This window comes from Rhizobium sullae, from assembly GCF_025200715.1.
Lineage (GTDB): Bacteria > Pseudomonadota > Alphaproteobacteria > Rhizobiales > Rhizobiaceae > Rhizobium > Rhizobium sullae.
Window position 1 is genome coordinate 3,848,448 of sequence record NZ_CP104143.1, and the last position, 17,057, is coordinate 3,865,504.

A 17,057-nucleotide genomic window follows, 5' to 3' on the forward strand; every position below is an offset into this window, starting at 1 on the left:
TCACCCGGTGCAGTCAGGCGGCCTTTTCCTGGAAGAGGCCGACGCGCAGATCGGTAGCCTTGTAGATGACCTCACCGTCGGCCTTCATCCAGCCGTCGGCGATGCCGAGCACGAGGCGGCCGCGCATGACGCGCTTGAAGTCGATGCCATATTCGACAAGCTTCGTCTTCGGCGTCACCATGCCGGTGAACTTGACTTCGCCGGTCGAGATCGCGCGGCCCTTGCCAGGCTCGCCGAGCCAGCCGAGGAAGAAGCCGGTCAGCTGCCACATGGCATCAAGGCCCAGGCAGCCAGGCATCACGGGATCACCCATGAAGTGACACGGGAAGAACCAGAGATCCGGAGTGATGTCGAATTCAGCGCGAATGAAACCCTTGCCGTGCGGTCCACCGTCTTCGGAAATCTGCGTAATGCGATTGAACATCAGCATCGGCGGCAGCGGCAGCTGCGCGTTACCCGGGCCAAACATTTCGCCGCGGCCGCAGGTCAGAATTTCCTCATAAGTGAAGCTGGATTGTTTCGTTGTCATCAAAACTCTGTTTCCCCCGCACGTGCCTATGGAGTGAGTGTTTAGTCCAAGTTCCGAGGAAAATGAAGCATAAGCATGACTAGTTCTCCCGCCGTCCTGAACTGACTTGTCGCCTTATTTGGTGGTCGCATACAGGAAGGCCAAGGCCCCGGCCAGACCCAATTGCGTTAAAAGCCCGATTTTCCGGCGTTTCGAGGTCCATTGTCCCCATTGAAACTATTGAAAGGCTTCCGCGCAAAAGTTATATGGCTTAGGAAACCTGATTGATTGACGCTAGAATAACCGGAGTTCTTCCCTGATGGCGGCTGCAGCCCCGATCGCAATTGAAGCCAGACTGCGTAGCGCAGGCCTGCGGCCGACGCGTCAGCGTGTTGCACTAGGCGATCTGCTTTTCGCCAAGGGCGACCGGCATCTGACGGTCGAGGAATTGCACGAAGAAGCGGTCACCGCCGGTGTGCCGGTTTCTCTGGCTACGGTCTACAATACGCTGCATCAGTTTACCGAGGCGGGCATGATCCGCGTTCTCGCCGTCGAGAGTGCTAAGACCTATTTCGACACCAACGTTTCCGATCACCATCACTTCTTTGTCGAAGGAGATAACGAGGTGCTGGATATTCCGGTCAGCAACCTGACGATCGGCAATCTGCCGGAGCCGCCGGCGGGTATGGAAATTGCTCATGTCGACGTGGTGATCCGCCTGCGCCCGAAGCGCTGATTTTTCACATGACATCGTCAGGGTGGCGGCCGGGTTTGTGCATGTAGGTCGGGAACGTCCATCCGAACCATAATGCACCGCCGCGTACGGCGAAGGCGCCGATGACGCCGAACGCGGAAGCCATATAGAGCGGCAGGCCGAGTTCAGTCGCGCCGGTAAAGATGCCCGCACCAAAGAGCGCTGCCGTGATGTAGATTTCGGGCCTCAGGAGCACGGAAGGCTCGTTAGCCATCAGATCGCGCAGCACGCCTCCGAAGGTTGCGGTCAGTGTCCCTGTCACGATCGCGATCGTCGGCGAGCCCGTCGCAGCAAGTCCCTTGGCTGCACCCATGACGCAATAGGCGGCAAGCCCCACCGCATCGAGCCAGATCAGCAGGCGATAACGTGACTCCACGAGATGGGCGGTGAAGAAAACCACGATGCCCACCAGACAGCAGATGACGATGTAGGCCGGATTAAGCACCCAGAACACCGGCACGCGGCCAAGCACGATGTCGCGCACCGTACCGCCGCCGGTGCCCGTCACCATTGCGAAGAAGAGAAAGCCGATGAGATCGAGTTGTTTGCGCGAGGCGGCGAGTGCGCCCGTCGCGGCAAAGAGCGCGATGCCGGCATAATCGAGATAAGCGAGCAGAGACATGATTGGCCCCCCAAGAGCCGGCAGACGATGCTGAACTGAATCATGGTGGCAAGGGCGGCGCAAGGCGGATCGTCTAGAATGCGCGGCTGTTAGTGTCTATCCGACAAAAGAGGAAAGCCGTGAAAGCGCTTCTCATCGTCCTGAACGTCATAGCCCTCCTTGTGGCTCCGTCCGCCTCTGCGCAGCAATCGCTGATCTCGGATCCGGAAATCTACGAGAAGAAGCATTTCACCGAGCAATGTACGAAGGCCGAGTTTTCGGACGCTTACATCACACGTCAGGACATCAACAATGACGGCCTCATTGATGTTGTGGTCAACGAGGGCGAATTGACCTGCGACGGAAAGAAGGGGCCGCAGTGCAATGATGATGGCTGCACCTATAACTTCTATCTGCAGGTGGCCGAGGGCGGCTATTTCATGATTGCGACAGCGCAGATCTATGGCTACGACTTCATCAAGCGCTTCGGCAATATGGTGCTGGCCATGAAGATGCATCCGCGCTTCTGCGATCGCACCGATAGCGGTCCATGCGTCGTCACGGCTCGCGTGCGTGGCACGAAATTCGTCACAATTTCGAAGAAATAGCGGCTCAGCGGGGATAAAGCGCCGACGTTCGGCCCGCAAAGTAATAGCCGATAAGGCCGAACCATTCGCGCACGGCAGTCGCCATGTTCTGGGCGTTCTGGCTCGGTTGCGTGAAGTCGAGGCCGAGCGTTACATGGCCGTCCGTCCTGTAATCCGTTGGCCACGGCACGACATCGATGCCCTGCTTGCGGAAAATGCCGACCGAACGCGGCATGTGATAGCCGGATGTGATCATCAGGCAGTTCGCCAGTCCCTGGCTTGCAAGCAGTTCCTTTGTATTGATCGCGTTTTCAAAGGTCGTGCGGGATGCCCTCTCTTCGATGAGCTGTTCATGCGGAACCCCAAAGAGCGGAAAGAAGCGTGCCGAGGCGGCCGCGTCGCCTTCATATTTTCCGGAAATCGAGCCATCTCCGCCGGAGACCAGAATGCGCGATTGCGGGTATTTCTGCGCCAGCCGCAGCGCTTCGATAAAACGGTCTGCGCCCGCATTGAACTCGATTCCGTGGCCGGTCGTGTTCACTTCATTTTCAAATGCGCCGCCGAGAACGATCATGCATTGCAAGTTATCTGGATCACGGTCCGGCTTTGGAAAACGCAACTCCAGGCCCTGGAGGAGGTAATTGCCTGTCGTGGTGAAGAGGACGACGAAGAGCAACAGCGTGGCGAATGCCGAGAAAAGCGCGCCAAGGCGCCTGAAGCGGAGAACCACAGCAAGGAATGCGAAGAGAATGAGGAAGAACACCAGCGAAAGCGGCTGGCCGAAGACCCAGACTAACTTTGAAAACAGAAACAACGATGGCCCCCTGTGCTAGGTTCAGTGGCATCCTATCCGATTCGGTCATGACGGGAATGACAGACGCACAGCACGGCTGGGCTTTCGGGCATAGGAACACCGTTGTTTCAAGCGAAGCTCCGTAAGCGTTTAGGTCAATCAACGCGCAATCCGCCGCCCGGGCATTGCGCAATTGGTTCGGCCGCATCTTTCGGAGAAATTCAATGCCCTATAGCAAAACTCCCCAAACGCTATAACGCGATTGTCGTGCCATTTATCCTGTCGATGCTGATGAGAGGCGTCGCCTCCGCCATCAGTATTGTCCGCACGCAAGGTATTGGCCCGCTTACGCTTGCCATGTCTCCATCCACATGGGCACTGTCCTGGATTATCGCTTTTCCGGTGCATCGCATCATTCATCGTTGAATCATAACGAAAAAATATACCAGCAGATCATCACGGCCTGCCGATACTGCCTATCGCTGTGCAGTTCATGCCTCAATGGGATCATCCCCGGATTTGTCTCACCGCCCGTTTGTGTTCCGTCTTTCGAGCCGCTAGTTTGAGGCCGACTCATCTCCTGGAAGCCATCGCGGACATGTCTGCACTCGAGAATTTCGCCGAAAATCTACGGCGCCTCTGTCTTGCCAAGGCGGGCAGCATCAGCGCTGCCGCGCGAGGCATGCAAATCGGCCGCTCGCAGATTGAATCCTATCTTCAGGCACGGCGCGCGCCGGGCCGCGCCTCTGTCAAAAAAATCTGCGAATATCTCGGCGTCACCGAGGAGGAGATGTACCAGCGGCCGGTTTCGGTCGATTTGGACCACGGCCGCCCGTCAGCGCAGCGCATCCTATCTGCGGCGCGGGATGCGCTGGAGCCGCTCCTTTTTGCCGATCCGTCCGCCGGTATCGCGCCTGGCATTTATCATGCCTACATGACGATTCCGAGTACGCCGGGGAGTCTGCTCTGCGCTGTTATCGTTATTGCCAAGCAGGGAAGTGCCACGACTTTCCGGCGCCTCACCAATCGCGCGGTAAAGAGGGGCGAGTACTGGTCGCGCTTCACCGGTGATCACAAGGGCATCGTCGTCGAGCGTCTTAATTGTCTTTCCTTTGTGGCTGCCAATCAGATCGGCACACAGGAGCCGACGCTGATGCGTCTATGGTGGTTGCCCTTCTCGGAAAAGTTGCTTGGTGGTCATGCCATGATCTTTACTCCGGCTGGACCATCCTTCAGTGCGGTTGTGATGGTGCCGCTGAGCGCGAAGATCAACCTCAGAACGGCGCTGCGCCTCGCGAAGGTCTATCGAACGACCGATGAGGCCGTTCCGCGGATCGTGCGGGATATGATTGTGCAGCAACGCGCCGATTTTATCTCCGCGGTTACACGCGACCTCGGCTAGTTCAGTGAAAGCCCGGCTTCATGGGTTACGGGAGCGTGATCCACATTGACGCGGTGCGCCTCAATCAGCGCCATCGACAAAAGATAAGTCAGCATGGGCTGCCGGGCGCTCCGACTCTGCGCGATCAGCGTGTTCAGCATATCGATCGCGTAGTCACCGACGCCATCATCAAAATTCAGCGCTTGTTTGGCTTGCACAGTCTTTTTCTGGTCCATCGTGCTTCTCCGTCGGTCACGTAGAGTTCAATTGCGCATTATGATTGGCATAGTTCGCATTTTTGAGCTAGATATTTCTGCATAAACCCAATGATAACGATTTTAATTCAGAAAAAGTCGATTTTTGACTTAAACTGAAGCAATGTATCACTCGGATGTATCAAACTAATATTTGCGCATTAATTGAATGTTTGCGGGTGTACCTCATTGTTCGGCCTGCGATCAGGATCGATCGTCTTCGAACCCGAGGAGAACGGACATGCAGAAGAAGAGCAAGCCGAACCTTAAGGTTACTGCAATCAAGGCCAAGCCGACTTTTGTGAGCCGCGGCATGATGTTCCGCATCGATTAAATGATGAGGTGCCTGCCGGGCGAATAAGCCACGGCGGGCATTTTCCTGCCATGCGATATCGCTCCTCCCGCACGCTCGTCTTTCACAATGACGGTGACGAGTTCGTAGCCTGTAATTTCCTTACCAAGGCTGTCTTCGAGTGCAGCCCGGATCTCTTGGATTTTTTGGGCGCTGTTGCCGACTGGAGTGACCGCGCAGCGATCCGCGAGCAAGCGCCGGGCTATAGCGAGGACGAACTCGATGAAACGCTTGCGGCGCTTGCCGAGATGTCCGCACTGGTCGTTGAAGGGTCTAACCTTGAAATGCGCGAGGACGCCTTCCGCCGGCATTGGAAATGGGGCGTGCCCGCAGCACTGATGCATTTCTGTGTTCAGGATCCTGAATACATGTCGCTTAATGAGGCCGAGGATCTACAGCGCGCCGCATTCGCCAGCGACGGTGAGATCGAGCTCTACAGCCTCAATTCGGGGCGAGTGGACGTCACTGCGCTCCCAGAGGTGCTTTCCGGCAATTCGTTACTGCAACTGATGGCCAAGCGGCGCACTCAACGCAAAGGTCTCGCGAAAGCCGTGTCAGTGCCAGCACTTTCCGAAGCGCTTTTCGCAGGCCTTGGAATTACCGGCACTGCGCGAAATGCCGTGGTGACGCTGCCGTTGTCGATGACGCCCTCCGGCGGCGCACGCAACCCCTACGAGGCCTATATCTTCGTCAAGGCAGTCGACGGGCTGGCGCCGGGCATCTACCACTATTCGGCCTTTGAGCATTCATTGGCGAAGATATCGGATGCTTCGCCTTTGCTTGCCGATCTCGTGGGCGGACAGGAATGGGCCGATACCATGCCCTGTATGATCGTTCTCGTCGCCCACATGGACCGCACCATGTGGAAATACAGCGATCCCAATGCCTATCGTGTGGTCATGATCGAGGCGGGGCACATCGGCCAGAACATCATGCTTTCGGCCACCGCCCGCGGCATGACAGCCTGCCCGACGGCGGCGCTCAGCCATACGATGATTGGTGAACTAATAGGCCTCCGCAACCCCGCCCATGCGCCGATCTACGCACTGACGCTCGGCTTCCCTGACGCTACGTAAGTCCCAAAAAAAGTCGGTTGAATTTTGCAACTGATGGGTTGAGTTATTTTCAATAACCGGCATATTACTATAAGCAATTTGTTAATATGTGAGGGAATGCTTAGGTGCCAGATCCGGTAGATATTCTCGTCGGTCGCAATGTCAGACAGCTTCGTGCCCGCCGGCGTGTCTCGCAACTGGAGCTGGGGGAAGCTCTCGGCCTAACGTTCCAGCAAATCCAGAAATACGAAAAAGGCACCAACCGCGTCTCCGCCAGCAAGTTGCATCAGATCGCGGTCTTTCTTGGCGTTGAAATCTCAGCGCTCTTTGAGGGCACGGAAATGGCGCAGTTCCCGTCAAAGGTTGAACTGAGCCCTGAGGCTTATGAACTGGCCATCAATTACGACAGGCTTCGCTCGCCAGCGGGCAAGGAGGCGGTCAAGACGATTTTGACGCTGATGAGCACGGAAAAGGCCGCCTGACGCTCCCATCGCGGCCCATAACAAAAGACAATCCCGGTACCTCATGTCCGCCGCAAGGCGAGTTTCTTTTGGTCCGGATTTTCTAGTGAAGTTCTCGCTCGTGCAGCGCGACGAGCAATTCGTCCTGCGTATGATGTCCGGCGTGATAAAGGTCGATCGCGATGCTGGCGATCGACAGTCCTTGCTGGCTGCGAAGCTTGATGTTGTGCTCGGCACACCAGGTATAAAGTGCGCCGGCAAGGACGTCGACGTCATCCGGCTGGAAGGGCAAGGAGGCTGCTGCCGTCATGGAAGTGACCCTCAGTTTGGTTTGTTCCCCAGAATTCCAAGGGTAATAGTGATGCCATTTCAGCAGGTTGCAAGCGGCATCCGCAGCCTGCGTTAACGCAGGACATATTGCCGGCTTGCTGTGTTTCAAATTGGAACAGAAATGGTCAGGTCCGCGAGCGATTCCGAATTCGTGCGGTTTTGAAACATGCCCGCCATGTGCCAGTGGTGGCTTACCGCCATCGCACGATCGAAGAGTGGCCTTCAAGATGGCCCGCCGGGGCCGTGCCTGTAGATCTCTACGACATGAAAAAAGCCGGGAAGGAAAGCCCGGCTTCAATCTGAATTATGTTTGCGCGTCGGCCCTTATCCTTCGAAGAATTCCTTCATGCGGGCAAAGAAGCCCGTTGATTCCGGGTTGTTCTCCTTGGACGAAAGCTGTTCGAATTCCTGCAGCAGCTCGCGCTGGCGCTTTGAGAGCTTTTGTGGCGTCTCGATCTGGATCTGGATGTAGAGGTCGCCCGTCTGGCTGGAGCGCAGCACCGGCATGCCCTTGCCCTTGAGCCGGAACTGCTTACCGGCCTGTGTCCCTTCCGGAACGGTCACGCGCGATTTCGTGCCATCGAGCGTCGCCACGTCGAAAGTGCCGCCGAGTGCTGCCGTTGTCATCGAGATCGGAACGGCGCAATAAAGGTCCGCTCCATCGCGCTGATAAAATTCATGCGGCTTCACCGACAGGAAGATGTAGAGGTCGCCCGCCGGTCCGCCGCGCGTGCCGGCCTCGCCTTCGCCCTGCAGGCGGATGCGCGTGCCATCTTCGATGCCGGCCGGTATATTGACCGAGAGCGAACGCTCTTCCGTCACGCGGCCCTGTCCATGGCACTTCGGGCATGGATCGGGAATGATCTGGCCGCGACCGTGGCAGGTCGGGCAGGTTCGTTCGATCGAGAAAAAACCCTGCGCCGCGCGAACGCGGCCGGATCCCTGACAGGTGCCGCAGATTTTCGGCTGTGTGCCGGGCTTGGCGCCGGAACCTGAGCACATATCGCAGGTGATCGAGGTTGGAACACGAATCTGCGCCGTCTTGCCGGAAAAGGCTTCTTCCAGCGAAATTTCCATATTGTAGCGAAGATCGGCACCGCGTTCCCGGCCACCGGCAGAGCGTTGGCGCTGCCGCCCGCCGCCCATCATTTCGCCGAAGATATCTTCGAAGATATCCGAGAAACCGCCGCCGCCGGCAAAACCACCGCCACCGAAGCCGCCGGAACCCATGCCGCCATGCTCGAAGGCTGCGTGACCGTAACGGTCGTAGGCAGCCCGCTTCTGCGGGTCCTTCAGCGTCTCATAGGCTTCGTTGATTTCCTTGAATTTGATTTCGGCGTTCTTATCGTCCGGGTTCTTGTCCGGATGATATTTCATTGCCAGTTTGCGGAAGGCGCTTTTCAGCTCTTTTTCATCCGCCGTTTTGGCGACGCCCAAAGTTTCGTAAAAGTCCGCTTTTGCCAATTTAAACCCCGGAAATGGATTTCCGGCTGCCCTTCGGCAGCCGGATTGCAGTGTTTAGCATAACCGCCTCGTTGCGGATTATGCGGACTTCTTGCGGTCGTCGTCCTTGACTTCTTCGTAGTCGGCATCGACGACATTGTCATCACCTGCCGAAGCATCTGCCGCACCGGCTTCCGACTGTTGGGCCTCGTAGATCGCCTGGCCGAGCTTCATGGATACTTCCATGAGAGTCTGCGTCTTGGCCTTGATGTCCTCTGCATCCGGATCGGTCGCCTCGGCTGCAGACTTCAGAGCCGCAATAGCATCGGAGATCGCGGTGCGGTCGGCCTCGGAGACCTTGTCACCGTAATCCTTCAGCGATTTTTCCGTCGAGTGGACCAGGCTCTCGGCCTGGTTCTTGGCTTCTACGGTCTCGCGGCGCTTCTTGTCTTCTGCGGCATGCGATTCTGCATCCTTGACCATCTTCTCGATGTCGGCGTCCGAAAGGCCGCCGGAGGCTTGGATGCGGATCTGCTGTTCCTTGCCGGTTCCCTTGTCCTTGGCCGAAACGTTGACGATGCCGTTGGCGTCGATATCGAAGGTGACTTCGATCTGCGGCATTCCACGCGGTGCCGGCGGCAAGCCGACGAGGTCGAACTGGCCGAGCAGCTTGTTGTCGGCAGCCATTTCGCGTTCGCCCTGCGAAACGCGGATGGTGACAGCCTGCTGATTGTCATCGGCAGTCGAGAAGGTCTGCGACTTCTTGGTCGGGATCGTCGTGTTGCGCTCGATCAGACGGGTGAAGACGCCACCGAGGGTTTCGATGCCCAGAGACAACGGAGTTACGTCGAGGAGCAGAACATCCTTGACATCGCCCTGCAGAACGCCGGCCTGGATGGCAGCGCCGAGAGCAACGACTTCGTCCGGGTTGACGCCCTTGTGCGGCTCCTTGCCGAACAGCTGCTTGACGACTTCCTGAACCTTCGGCATGCGGCTCATACCACCGACGAGAACGACTTCATCAATCTCGGCGGGCGTGACGCCGGCGTCCTTGAGGGCTGCCTTGCACGGCGCGATCGTGCGCTGAACGAGGTCATCGACCAGGCTCTCGAGCTTGGCGCGTGTCAGCTTCAGCGTCAGGTGCTTCGGACCGGAAGCATCAGCCGTGATGAACGGCAGGTTGATTTCGGTCTGCTGCGAGGACGAGAGCTCGATCTTGGCCTTTTCGGCAGCTTCCTTCAGGCGCTGAAGAGCGAGCTTGTCGTTCTTGAGATCGATGCCATTGTCCTTCTTGAACTCGGCAGCGAGGTATTCGACGAGACGCATGTCGAAGTCTTCACCGCCGAGGAAGGTGTCGCCGTTGGTCGACTTCACCTCGAAGACGCCGTCGCCGATTTCGAGGATCGAAATATCGAAAGTACCGCCGCCAAGGTCATAGACGGCAATCGTCTTGCCTTCCTTCTTGTCGAGGCCGTAAGCCAGCGCCGCTGCGGTCGGCTCGTTGATGATGCGCAGAACCTCAAGACCCGCGATCCTGCCGGCGTCCTTGGTTGCCTGACGCTGTGCGTCGTTGAAGTATGCCGGAACCGTGATGACGGCCTTCTCGACTTTTTCACCGAGGTAGGATTCAGCCGTTTCCTTCATCTTCTGAAGGATCATTGCGGAGACCTGCGCGGGCGAATAGCCCTTGCCATTGGCTTCGACCCAGGCGTCGCCATTATCGCCTTTCGAGATCTTGAAGGGGACAAGACCCTTATCCTTCTCAACGGTCGGATCTTCGTAGCGGCGGCCGATCAGGCGCTTGACGGCGAAGAGCGTGTTCGTTGGATTGGTGACGGCCTGGCGTTTTGCCGGCTGGCCGACAAGGCGTTCGCCATCGTCGGTAAATGCCACCATGGAAGGGGTCGTACGCGCGCCTTCCGCGTTCTCGATGACCTTCGCGTCTTTGCCGTCCATGACAGCGACGCAGGAATTTGTCGTTCCGAGGTCGATACCAATTACTTTTGCCATGTCATTTACTCCTTGAAGCAAGCTGTCGGAACCCCGCGAAGGCATTTCCTGACAGCCCCTTACGGGATGTGGGTCTTCTTAATTAACGCAATCGTGATTGCGGTGATGCGGCGTATATAAGGAGCGGTTTTCTTGACTGCAAGGCGAGAATGAACCCGAGATCCAGCAAAACGAACGTGTTGCATTCACTTTCTACAGCGCGTGAAAGAAGTCCGCTACCCTTCGCGCCTCCGCGGACTTAACAAAGCCGGCTTGCGCTTGGCATGAGGGGCTTCGCTATTGTCCCATGATCAGATCAAGCAACGTGGTCCGGCGCGGTTGGAGGGAAGACGTTGCTGCCGGGCCGCCGATGTCTCCCGGCGGAATCGGTCCTTCCGGGGCGGCTACGGCCTGTTGCTGCTGACCGGGTGCCGGAGGAAACGATGCTTGCGCTTCCGTGCTGGTCCGACCTCCGAAAACGCCGGAAATGATGCCGCTAATCGTTGTCGGCTGCTCCTGCATCGGCTGCGGTTCACCCTGCGCCATCGGCTGGTTGCCGAATCCATTCGGGTCCGAGATGAATTGACCATTGCCGAATAGCGGAGCAGGAGAAAGGCCCTTATGCGCAGCAATCATGAATTCCTGCCACGCCTTTGCCGGCAGGCCGCCGCCGGTGACCTTCTTCATCGGCGTGCCGTCGTCATTGCCGAACCAGACGCCGGTTGTCAGATTGCTGGTGAACCCGACGAAGAGCGCATCGCGGGAATTCTGCGTTGTGCCGGTTTTGCCGGCGGCCTGCCAGCCAGGAATCTTGGCGCTTTTGCCCGTGCCGGTCTCGATCGTGCCCATCATCATGGCATTCATGTTGGCGGCGACCGTTTCGGAAAGAACGCGAGGCGGGTTGTCGTAGGTGTTCTCATAAAGAACCTTGCCTTCGGCGGTCGTCACCCGGCGGATCACATGCGGGGTTGCCTTAAAGCCGCCGTTCATGAAGGAGGCGTAGGACGCAGTGAGTTCCATCAGCGATACTTCCGACGTGCCGAGCGCGATCGAGGCATTCGGTTGCAGCTCGGTCTCTATGCCGAGACGGTGGGCGAGTTTGATCACCTGCTCCGGTCCGTCATACATGACGAGTTGGGCTGCGACGGTATTCAACGACTTCGCAAGAGCGGTCGCGAGCGTCACTTCGCCGTTGTATTTCTTTTCGTAGTTTTCAGGCGTCCAGTTGCCGATGCGGATCGGCGCGTCGTTGAAGACGGAATAAGGCGTCAGCCCCTTTTCGAGCGCGGCGGCATAGACAAAAGGCTTGAACGAGGAACCAGGCTGGCGTTTCGCCCTGACGGCCCGATTGAACTGGCTTTCGGCATAGTCCCTGCCGCCGACAAGTGCCCGGATCGCCCCGGTCCCGTCGATCGAGACGAGAGCGGCCTGAGACGCGTCGAGTTTTGCGCCGTCCTTTGCGAGAATGTGGTTCAGCGACTGCTCGGCCTTCTTTTCCAGCCCCTTGTCGATTGTCGTGTCGACGATGAGGTCTTCTTTCACCTCGCCGACCAGTCCGGTAAGCTCGTCCATTACCATGTCGGCCACATATTGACCGGCACCCGACCAGTAGCTCTTCGCCTTAGACGGCGTCTGCGTCATCGCCGTCTTCACCTCGTTGTCGGTGATATAGCCCTGATCGCGCATGGCCTGCAGCACGACCTGGGCACGGGCGTTTGCGGCTTCGGGATCGCGGGCCGGAGAGAGGCGTGACGGCGCCTTGACGAGACCGGCGAGCAAAGCCGCTTCGCCGAGATTCACGTCGCGCGCAGATTTGTTGAAATAGCGGCGGGCGGCGGCCTCGACGCCATAGGCATTCGAGCCGTAGAAGACGCGGTTCAGATACATCGCAAGGATCTGGTCCTTGGTATATTTCTGCTCGAGCCAGAAGGATAGCAGCACTTCCTGGACCTTGCGCTCCAGCGTGCGATCCGGTGAGAGGAAGAGGTTCTTTGCGAGCTGCTGCGTCAGCGTCGAGCCGCCTTGGATGGGCTGGCCGGTCAAATTATTGATGAGGGCGCGGGCAAGCCCCATCGGGTCGACGCCGAAATGCGAATAGAAGCGCTTATCTTCAATGGCAACGATCGCCTCGGGAATATAAGGCGACATCTGATCGAGCGACAGTGCCTCGCCGCCCGTGGCGCCGCGATTGGCGATAACGCTGCCATCGACGGATGTGATCTTGACGTTCGGCGGCCGGTCAGGGATCGCCCACGTGCTGGCACTCGGCATGCGCGAGCCGTAGTAGAAAACCAGCCCAGCCACACCGATGCCGGCCCAGATACCAAGAACGACGCACCAATAGACCGCGCGGCGGATAAAACGGAAGAGACCGCCATCCTGGCGTTCCGGCCGCTCGCGTCTGCCGCGCTTTTTCCTGTCTGGTGCGCGGCTTCGTGTAGGTTCCGAGGAAGAACGTCTGGTTCCGCGTCCGCCCGCGACACGGTCGTCGTCATCGAGCGAGAAATCGTCGTCGTCTTCATAGCGGCTACGGCCGCTGAAGGACGGTTCGATTCTATCACGTGATCTGCCCCTACCTGCCATCGTGGACCGGCCGCACCCCATGTGTCGCAAGCGCTCTTTGCGCAATCATCCGGGTGGACTGTAAATACGGCGATTTAAGGGGTGGTTAAGACTGCCGGCGAGCGGTCTCGGCAGCGGCTTCAGCCGTGCCGCTTGCGCATGGCTGCCATTCGTTGCGATTGTCACAGAACTGACATATATCGCGCCACCTTGCGCCGAAGAAAAAAGCAATAAGCGCAATAGATAGGCAATTATTATGAGCATTGATCTTAAGAGAATAGACGAGACCAGGCTCCGCGAAATCTGGAGCGTCCATGAATTTGCGCGGCAATGTCGGCAGGGCAAGATGGAAGAAAGCCGCCTGAAAATGCTGCACGGCCCGTTTGCAGAGATGCACGAACTTACGGCAGGCCCTGAACGAAAAGCTTCTGTTTGGTAAATTGGGAACCTTTAGCTGTCCCACTCGTTTTTATCATAGCGGGACAGCCCTCAAGTCCCGTGATGGATCGGTCGTCTCCCCTCAACACGGCCGATCGAAATCAGGCCCGGCGCCTCCTTCCTGGAGCGTCGGGCTTTTTCAACTCTGCAATGGAAAGGGCGGCATTTCCGCCGCCCTGGACCTTCATTGGTTCCGGCAGCCCGGTTCGCCTGGCTTGCAGGCACCCCGCGGTGGCCTGCGGCGGTCATTATCACCGCCGTTGCGGCCACGGCTATCATCGCCCCGGCGGATGACGCGATTGTCATCATTGCCCCGCCGTTCGAAACTCCGGCGGCCGCGATCGCCCTCATTGCGCAGATCACGGTTGAATTCCCGCTGCCTGTCGACATCAGGCCTGCGGCTGGGCGCACGATCGAAATTCGGCTGGCGATCCGGACGGTCATCAAACTCACGGCGCCTTTCAGGCGTACGGCTAAAATCGGGCCTCCGTTCCAGTCGCCGGTCGAATTCCGGGCGCGGAGCTGGCCTTGGCTCGAATTGCGGAGCTGGCCGCGGCTCGAATTCAGGTCTGCGACTGGGCGCCCGGTAAGGTTCCGGACGGCGGTCCGGGCCGCGATAGAAGTCTGGTCCGCGGCGCCAGCGATCGCGGTCACGATAGAAGTCACGGTCGCGGTAATAGCGATCCCAATAGCTGCCGAAGCTGAAGACAACGACGGGAATACCGAGCGGGCGATAATATTGAGGCCCGACATAAACGCGGCGCTGTTGATAAAGAGCCTGGATGTATCGGCCGTGCACCCAGCCACGGCCGCCGTAGAACTCCACATCGCACCATGGAACATCGGCAAGGCAGCCGTAAATTTCGATGGATTCGCCGGCCGGAACTACGGTGACGGCCGGATACGCGGTACTTGGGCCGGCGCGCATATTGACGTTCGTCGTCGCGAAGCCTTCTGCGGCCTGAGCGATCAGCGGAACAAGCAAGAGCATGCCGGTCGCGGCAATTTTCAAAAGGGTGCGTTTCACGGTTCAACTCCCTGGGAAGCAGACGTCATGCCACATCCGGTATTTGTTTTTACTTCGGCTTTTGCCGGTTCCGGGGCATAATCAGAACGCTTGCCGGCCTTTGTGAGACGGCAATCATTCGTCTTGTCTTTCAATGGTTTATAGCACATCTTGCATGAACGCAGCTTGAACGGAAGAATCCGGGCTCTGGGCCTTGAAATTGCCGGAGCGGCTTCCGATTTGAGGCTCAACAGATCGCAGCCAATTGGCTGCAATGTCCGCTTTTTCCTTGACCACGGATGTACTGGCATTGAAGCGAAGCGGATGACGAAAGGCCGGGTTCATCCGGCCTTCGTCTGAATGCGTGCCCGCGTAAACTGCGAGGCACGCCTTTTGTTTCAGGCTGCCAGCGCGTCGAGGATGCGCACCCAGGAGCGGATGCCCTTGTGGTAGGAGGCGAGCTCATATTTCTCGTTGGGCGAATGGATCCGATCATCCGAAAGGCCGAAGCCGACAAGCAGCGATTCCATGCCGAGCATTGTCTGGAAATCGCCGACGATCGGAATTGAGCCGCCCATACCGATGACGACGGCGGGCTTCGGCCATTCGTCGGAAAGGGCGCTCTTCGCCCTGGTGATCACCGGAGAATCGTATGCAAGGTGAATTGCCGGCGAACCGCCATGAGGATGGAACTCGACCGAGCAGTCGGCAGGAATTTTCGAACGGATATAGCTTCGGAACGTTTCTCGGATCTTTGCCGGATCCTGCTTGCCGACGAGGCGGAAGGAAACCTTGGCCGAAGCCTTGGCGGCGATCACGGTCTTGAAACCCTCGCCGGTATAGCCGCCCCATATACCGTTGACTTCAGCCGTCGGGCGCGCCCAGGTGAGTTCCAGAACGGAGCGGCCTTTTTCACCCGACGGCACCGAAAGGCCGACTTGGCCCAGGAAGCTTTCAGCGGTCTGGCCGAGCTTTTCCCATGAGGCCCTGATGTTTGCAGGCGTTTCCTCGACGCCTTCATAAAAGTTCTCGAGCGCAACGCGGCCGGTTTCGTCGTGGAGGCCGGAAAGCGCCGCTGTCAGGACATGGATTGGATTTGCAGCCGCGCCGCCGAAAAGCCCGGAATGCAGATCGCGGTCTGCTGCCGTAACGACGACTTCTTCGCCAACAAGGCCCCGAAGGGTAGCAGCAATTGCCGGGGTCTCACGATCCCACATGCCGGTATCGCAGACAAGCGCGTAGTCGGCCTTCAGTTCGGCCGCATTTGCCTCCAGGAAGGGCTTGAGCGAGGGCGAGCCGGATTCCTCTTCGCCCTCGAAGAGGATGGTGATCCGGCAGGGAAGCGCGCCGTTGACTTCTTTATAGGCCCGGCAAGCTTCGACGAAGGTCATGAGCTGGCCCTTGTCGTCCGCGGTGCCGCGGCCGGTCAGGATCTTTCGGCCGTTGCCCATGTCCGTGATGGCCGGTTCGAAGGGATCGTTTTCCCAGAGCTCAACTGGATCGACCGGCTGAACGTCGTAATGACCATAGAATAGTACATGCGGCGCATCCGCACCGGCGTCTGCATGGTGCGCAACGACCATCGGGTGGCCGGGAGTATCGCGAACGGAAGCTTCGAAGCCCAGCGTCTTCAAATAGGCGACCAGCCATTCAGCCGCCATGCGGCAATCCGCTTTGTAAGCCGGGTCGGTCGAGATCGATTTGATGCGCAGCAACTCGAATAGTCTGTCGAGGCTTAAGCCGAGATTCTGATCCGCGCGCGAAAGCACCGGGGTTACGTCTATCATTTCCGACTCCCTTTTGAAATTTGGCCGGACGATAGACCAAAGGTGGGGACGTTTCGAGGAAGAAAAATCGGAATTTGGAAGCCGTTAACAAGGCGGCGTCCTACTAAGGCACAAAGGCCGCGATATGCTCGGCAAGCCTGATATCGAGCCGAGCGCAAAGCTGACGGCGCGCGTAGGCGTGCTTTCGGCACGTGCCGATTGACCGTTGCGAAAACGCTCACGGGATGTTCCAGCTGCCGAATAGGGATCAGATTTTCTTCGCGTTTTCGAGAAGGCGCCGGATATATTCCAGCATCAGCTCGCGTTCGAAGGCCTTGAAACCTTGGAAAAGCGCAAGGTCAGCCTCGCGCGCTGTCCTGACCGCCTCATCTTCGATCGCCCGTGCGATGGGCGTCAGGAAGATCAGCTGTGCTCGCTTGTCGGAAGGATGGGGGCGGCGCTCGATGAGACCGTCGCGCGCCATGCGTGCAAGCGTATTGGCCATTGTCGCCTGTTCGATATCGACGCGTTCGAGCAATTGCTTCTGCGTCAGGCCGTCTTCCGCCCAAAGTTCGAGAAGGATCGGGAATTGCCCGGGAGAAAAACCGAGCCCCGCCGCGCGCTGCTGCAGCGAGCGGGCAAAACCCTTGGCCAGCTGGCTTGCAAGGTATGCTCCCGAATCCATCCTGTTAAATCCCATGATTGCAGTTAGGCTCAAAAACGGATGCGAAACAATGCAACAAGTCGCATGCGATGGATCAAAATTTGCCCTTGAGC

19 protein-coding genes are annotated in these 17,057 nt (G+C 58.1%); 7 read left to right on the forward strand and 12 right to left on the reverse strand.

All coding sequences use genetic code 11. The features are described 5' to 3' along the window. Positions 1-13 precede the first annotated feature (13 nt). Positions 14-529, reverse strand: coding sequence for a 3-hydroxyacyl-[acyl-carrier-protein] dehydratase FabA (gene fabA, locus N2599_RS19005; RefSeq protein WP_027510463.1), 516 nt, complete (start codon positions 527-529; stop codon positions 14-16). A gap of 298 nt (positions 530-827) precedes the next feature. Here fabA and irrA point away from each other — a divergent pair, with 298 nt between their 5' ends. After that, positions 828-1,244, forward strand: coding sequence for an iron response transcriptional regulator IrrA (gene irrA / locus N2599_RS19010; RefSeq protein ID WP_027510464.1), 417 nt, complete (start codon positions 828-830; stop codon positions 1,242-1,244). Between the two features lie 4 nt (positions 1,245-1,248). Here irrA and N2599_RS19015 read toward each other — a convergent pair whose 3' ends face one another. After that, complete coding sequence (locus tag N2599_RS19015) at positions 1,249-1,884, reverse strand: trimeric intracellular cation channel family protein (RefSeq protein ID WP_027510465.1); 636 nt, start codon at positions 1,882-1,884, stop codon at positions 1,249-1,251. Positions 1,885-2,003: 119 nt separating this feature from the next. Between N2599_RS19015 and N2599_RS19020 the strand changes: the two genes are divergently transcribed. Next, the gene (locus N2599_RS19020; protein WP_027510466.1) at positions 2,004-2,471 is read left to right on the forward strand and encodes a hypothetical protein; all 468 of its coding nucleotides are present in this window, start codon (positions 2,004-2,006) and stop codon (positions 2,469-2,471) included. A gap of 4 nt (positions 2,472-2,475) precedes the next feature. Here N2599_RS19020 and N2599_RS19025 read toward each other — a convergent pair whose 3' ends face one another. Then, the gene (locus tag N2599_RS19025) at positions 2,476-3,264 is read right to left on the reverse strand and encodes a YdcF family protein (RefSeq protein ID WP_027510467.1); all 789 of its coding nucleotides are present in this window, start codon (positions 3,262-3,264) and stop codon (positions 2,476-2,478) included. Between the two features lie 102 nt (positions 3,265-3,366). Here N2599_RS19025 and N2599_RS19030 point away from each other — a divergent pair, with 102 nt between their 5' ends. Both N2599_RS19030 and N2599_RS19035 read left to right on the forward strand, forming a co-directional pair. Next, positions 3,367-3,669, forward strand: coding sequence for a DUF2798 domain-containing protein (locus tag N2599_RS19030; RefSeq protein WP_244914774.1), 303 nt, complete (start codon positions 3,367-3,369; stop codon positions 3,667-3,669). Between the two features lie 172 nt (positions 3,670-3,841). Continuing rightward, a complete protein-coding gene (locus N2599_RS19035; protein WP_027510468.1) occupies positions 3,842-4,645 on the forward strand; it encodes a helix-turn-helix domain-containing protein in 804 nt (267 codons plus the stop codon). Here N2599_RS19035 and N2599_RS19040 read toward each other — a convergent pair. Further along, positions 4,642-4,860, reverse strand: coding sequence for a hypothetical protein (locus N2599_RS19040; RefSeq protein ID WP_027510469.1), 219 nt, complete (start codon positions 4,858-4,860; stop codon positions 4,642-4,644). The two genes, N2599_RS19035 and N2599_RS19040, sit on opposite strands and share 4 nt — an antisense overlap. Positions 4,861-5,262: 402 nt before the next feature. Here N2599_RS19040 and N2599_RS19045 point away from each other — a divergent pair, with 402 nt between their 5' ends. Further along, complete coding sequence (locus tag N2599_RS19045; protein ID WP_027510470.1) at positions 5,263-6,306, forward strand: SagB/ThcOx family dehydrogenase; 1,044 nt, start codon at positions 5,263-5,265, stop codon at positions 6,304-6,306. A gap of 104 nt (positions 6,307-6,410) precedes the next feature. Beyond that, complete coding sequence (locus N2599_RS19050) at positions 6,411-6,767, forward strand: helix-turn-helix domain-containing protein (protein ID WP_027510471.1); 357 nt, start codon at positions 6,411-6,413, stop codon at positions 6,765-6,767. An 82-nt stretch (positions 6,768-6,849) separates the two neighbouring features. On the opposite strand, the gene N2599_RS19055 is transcribed toward N2599_RS19050, so the two are convergent. The 4 genes from N2599_RS19055 to N2599_RS19070 form a co-directional block, all read right to left on the reverse strand. Further along, on the reverse strand, positions 6,850-7,056 hold the full coding sequence (locus N2599_RS19055; protein ID WP_027510472.1) for a hypothetical protein: 207 nt from the start codon (positions 7,054-7,056) through the stop codon (positions 6,850-6,852). Between the two features lie 344 nt (positions 7,057-7,400). Then, positions 7,401-8,540 carry a molecular chaperone DnaJ gene (gene dnaJ / locus N2599_RS19060; protein ID WP_027510473.1) on the reverse strand — a complete coding sequence of 380 codons (1,140 nt, stop codon included), beginning with the start codon at positions 8,538-8,540 and terminating at the stop codon, positions 7,401-7,403. Positions 8,541-8,618: 78 nt separating this feature from the next. Then, positions 8,619-10,529: a molecular chaperone DnaK gene (gene dnaK / locus N2599_RS19065; RefSeq protein ID WP_027510474.1), complete on the reverse strand. Its 1,911-nt coding sequence runs from the start codon at positions 10,527-10,529 to the stop codon at positions 8,619-8,621. 276 nt (positions 10,530-10,805) lie between these two features. Beyond that, positions 10,806-13,091: a transglycosylase domain-containing protein gene (locus tag N2599_RS19070; protein ID WP_027510475.1), complete on the reverse strand. Its 2,286-nt coding sequence runs from the start codon at positions 13,089-13,091 to the stop codon at positions 10,806-10,808. 235 nt (positions 13,092-13,326) lie between these two features. Here N2599_RS19070 and N2599_RS19075 point away from each other — a divergent pair, with 235 nt between their 5' ends. Further along, a complete protein-coding gene (locus tag N2599_RS19075; protein WP_084606479.1) occupies positions 13,327-13,509 on the forward strand; it encodes a hypothetical protein in 183 nt (60 codons plus the stop codon). Between the two features lie 183 nt (positions 13,510-13,692). On the opposite strand, the gene N2599_RS19080 is transcribed toward N2599_RS19075, so the two are convergent. The 4 genes from N2599_RS19080 to N2599_RS19095 form a co-directional block, all read right to left on the reverse strand. Next, positions 13,693-14,535: an SH3 domain-containing protein gene (locus tag N2599_RS19080; RefSeq protein WP_027510477.1), complete on the reverse strand. Its 843-nt coding sequence runs from the start codon at positions 14,533-14,535 to the stop codon at positions 13,693-13,695. Between the two features lie 138 nt (positions 14,536-14,673). Then, positions 14,674-14,859 carry a hypothetical protein gene (locus N2599_RS19085; RefSeq protein ID WP_027510478.1) on the reverse strand — a complete coding sequence of 62 codons (186 nt, stop codon included), beginning with the start codon at positions 14,857-14,859 and terminating at the stop codon, positions 14,674-14,676. 53 nt (positions 14,860-14,912) lie between these two features. After that, positions 14,913-16,301: a M20/M25/M40 family metallo-hydrolase gene (locus tag N2599_RS19090; protein WP_027510479.1), complete on the reverse strand. Its 1,389-nt coding sequence runs from the start codon at positions 16,299-16,301 to the stop codon at positions 14,913-14,915. Between the two features lie 247 nt (positions 16,302-16,548). Further along, entirely contained in the window at positions 16,549-16,965 is a 417-nt protein-coding gene (locus N2599_RS19095) for a MarR family winged helix-turn-helix transcriptional regulator (RefSeq protein WP_027510480.1), read from the reverse strand. Positions 16,966-17,057: the final 92 nt, after the last annotated feature.

Coding starts and splice junctions, on each gene's coding strand:
- N2599_RS19015 (WP_027510465.1), bottom strand. CDS start 1,884: ATGTCTCTGCTCGCTTATCTCGATTATGCCGGCATCGCGCTCTTTGCC.
- N2599_RS19035 (WP_027510468.1), top strand. CDS start 3,842: ATGTCTGCACTCGAGAATTTCGCCGAAAATCTACGGCGCCTCTGTCTT.
- N2599_RS19045 (WP_027510470.1), top strand. CDS start 5,263: ATGCGATATCGCTCCTCCCGCACGCTCGTCTTTCACAATGACGGTGAC.
- N2599_RS19075 (WP_084606479.1), top strand. CDS start 13,327: ATGAGCATTGATCTTAAGAGAATAGACGAGACCAGGCTCCGCGAAATC.
- N2599_RS19090 (WP_027510479.1), bottom strand. CDS start 16,301: ATGATAGACGTAACCCCGGTGCTTTCGCGCGCGGATCAGAATCTCGGC.
- N2599_RS19055 (WP_027510472.1), bottom strand. CDS start 7,056: ATGACGGCAGCAGCCTCCTTGCCCTTCCAGCCGGATGACGTCGACGTC.
- N2599_RS19095 (WP_027510480.1), bottom strand. CDS start 16,965: ATGGATTCGGGAGCATACCTTGCAAGCCAGCTGGCCAAGGGTTTTGCC.
- N2599_RS19040 (WP_027510469.1), bottom strand. CDS start 4,860: ATGGACCAGAAAAAGACTGTGCAAGCCAAACAAGCGCTGAATTTTGAT.
- N2599_RS19070 (WP_027510475.1), bottom strand. CDS start 13,091: ATGGCAGGTAGGGGCAGATCACGTGATAGAATCGAACCGTCCTTCAGC.
- fabA (WP_027510463.1), bottom strand. CDS start 529: ATGACAACGAAACAATCCAGCTTCACTTATGAGGAAATTCTGACCTGC.
- irrA (WP_027510464.1), top strand. CDS start 828: ATGGCGGCTGCAGCCCCGATCGCAATTGAAGCCAGACTGCGTAGCGCA.
- N2599_RS19085 (WP_027510478.1), bottom strand. CDS start 14,859: ATGAACCCGGCCTTTCGTCATCCGCTTCGCTTCAATGCCAGTACATCC.
- dnaK (WP_027510474.1), bottom strand. CDS start 10,529: ATGGCAAAAGTAATTGGTATCGACCTCGGAACGACAAATTCCTGCGTC.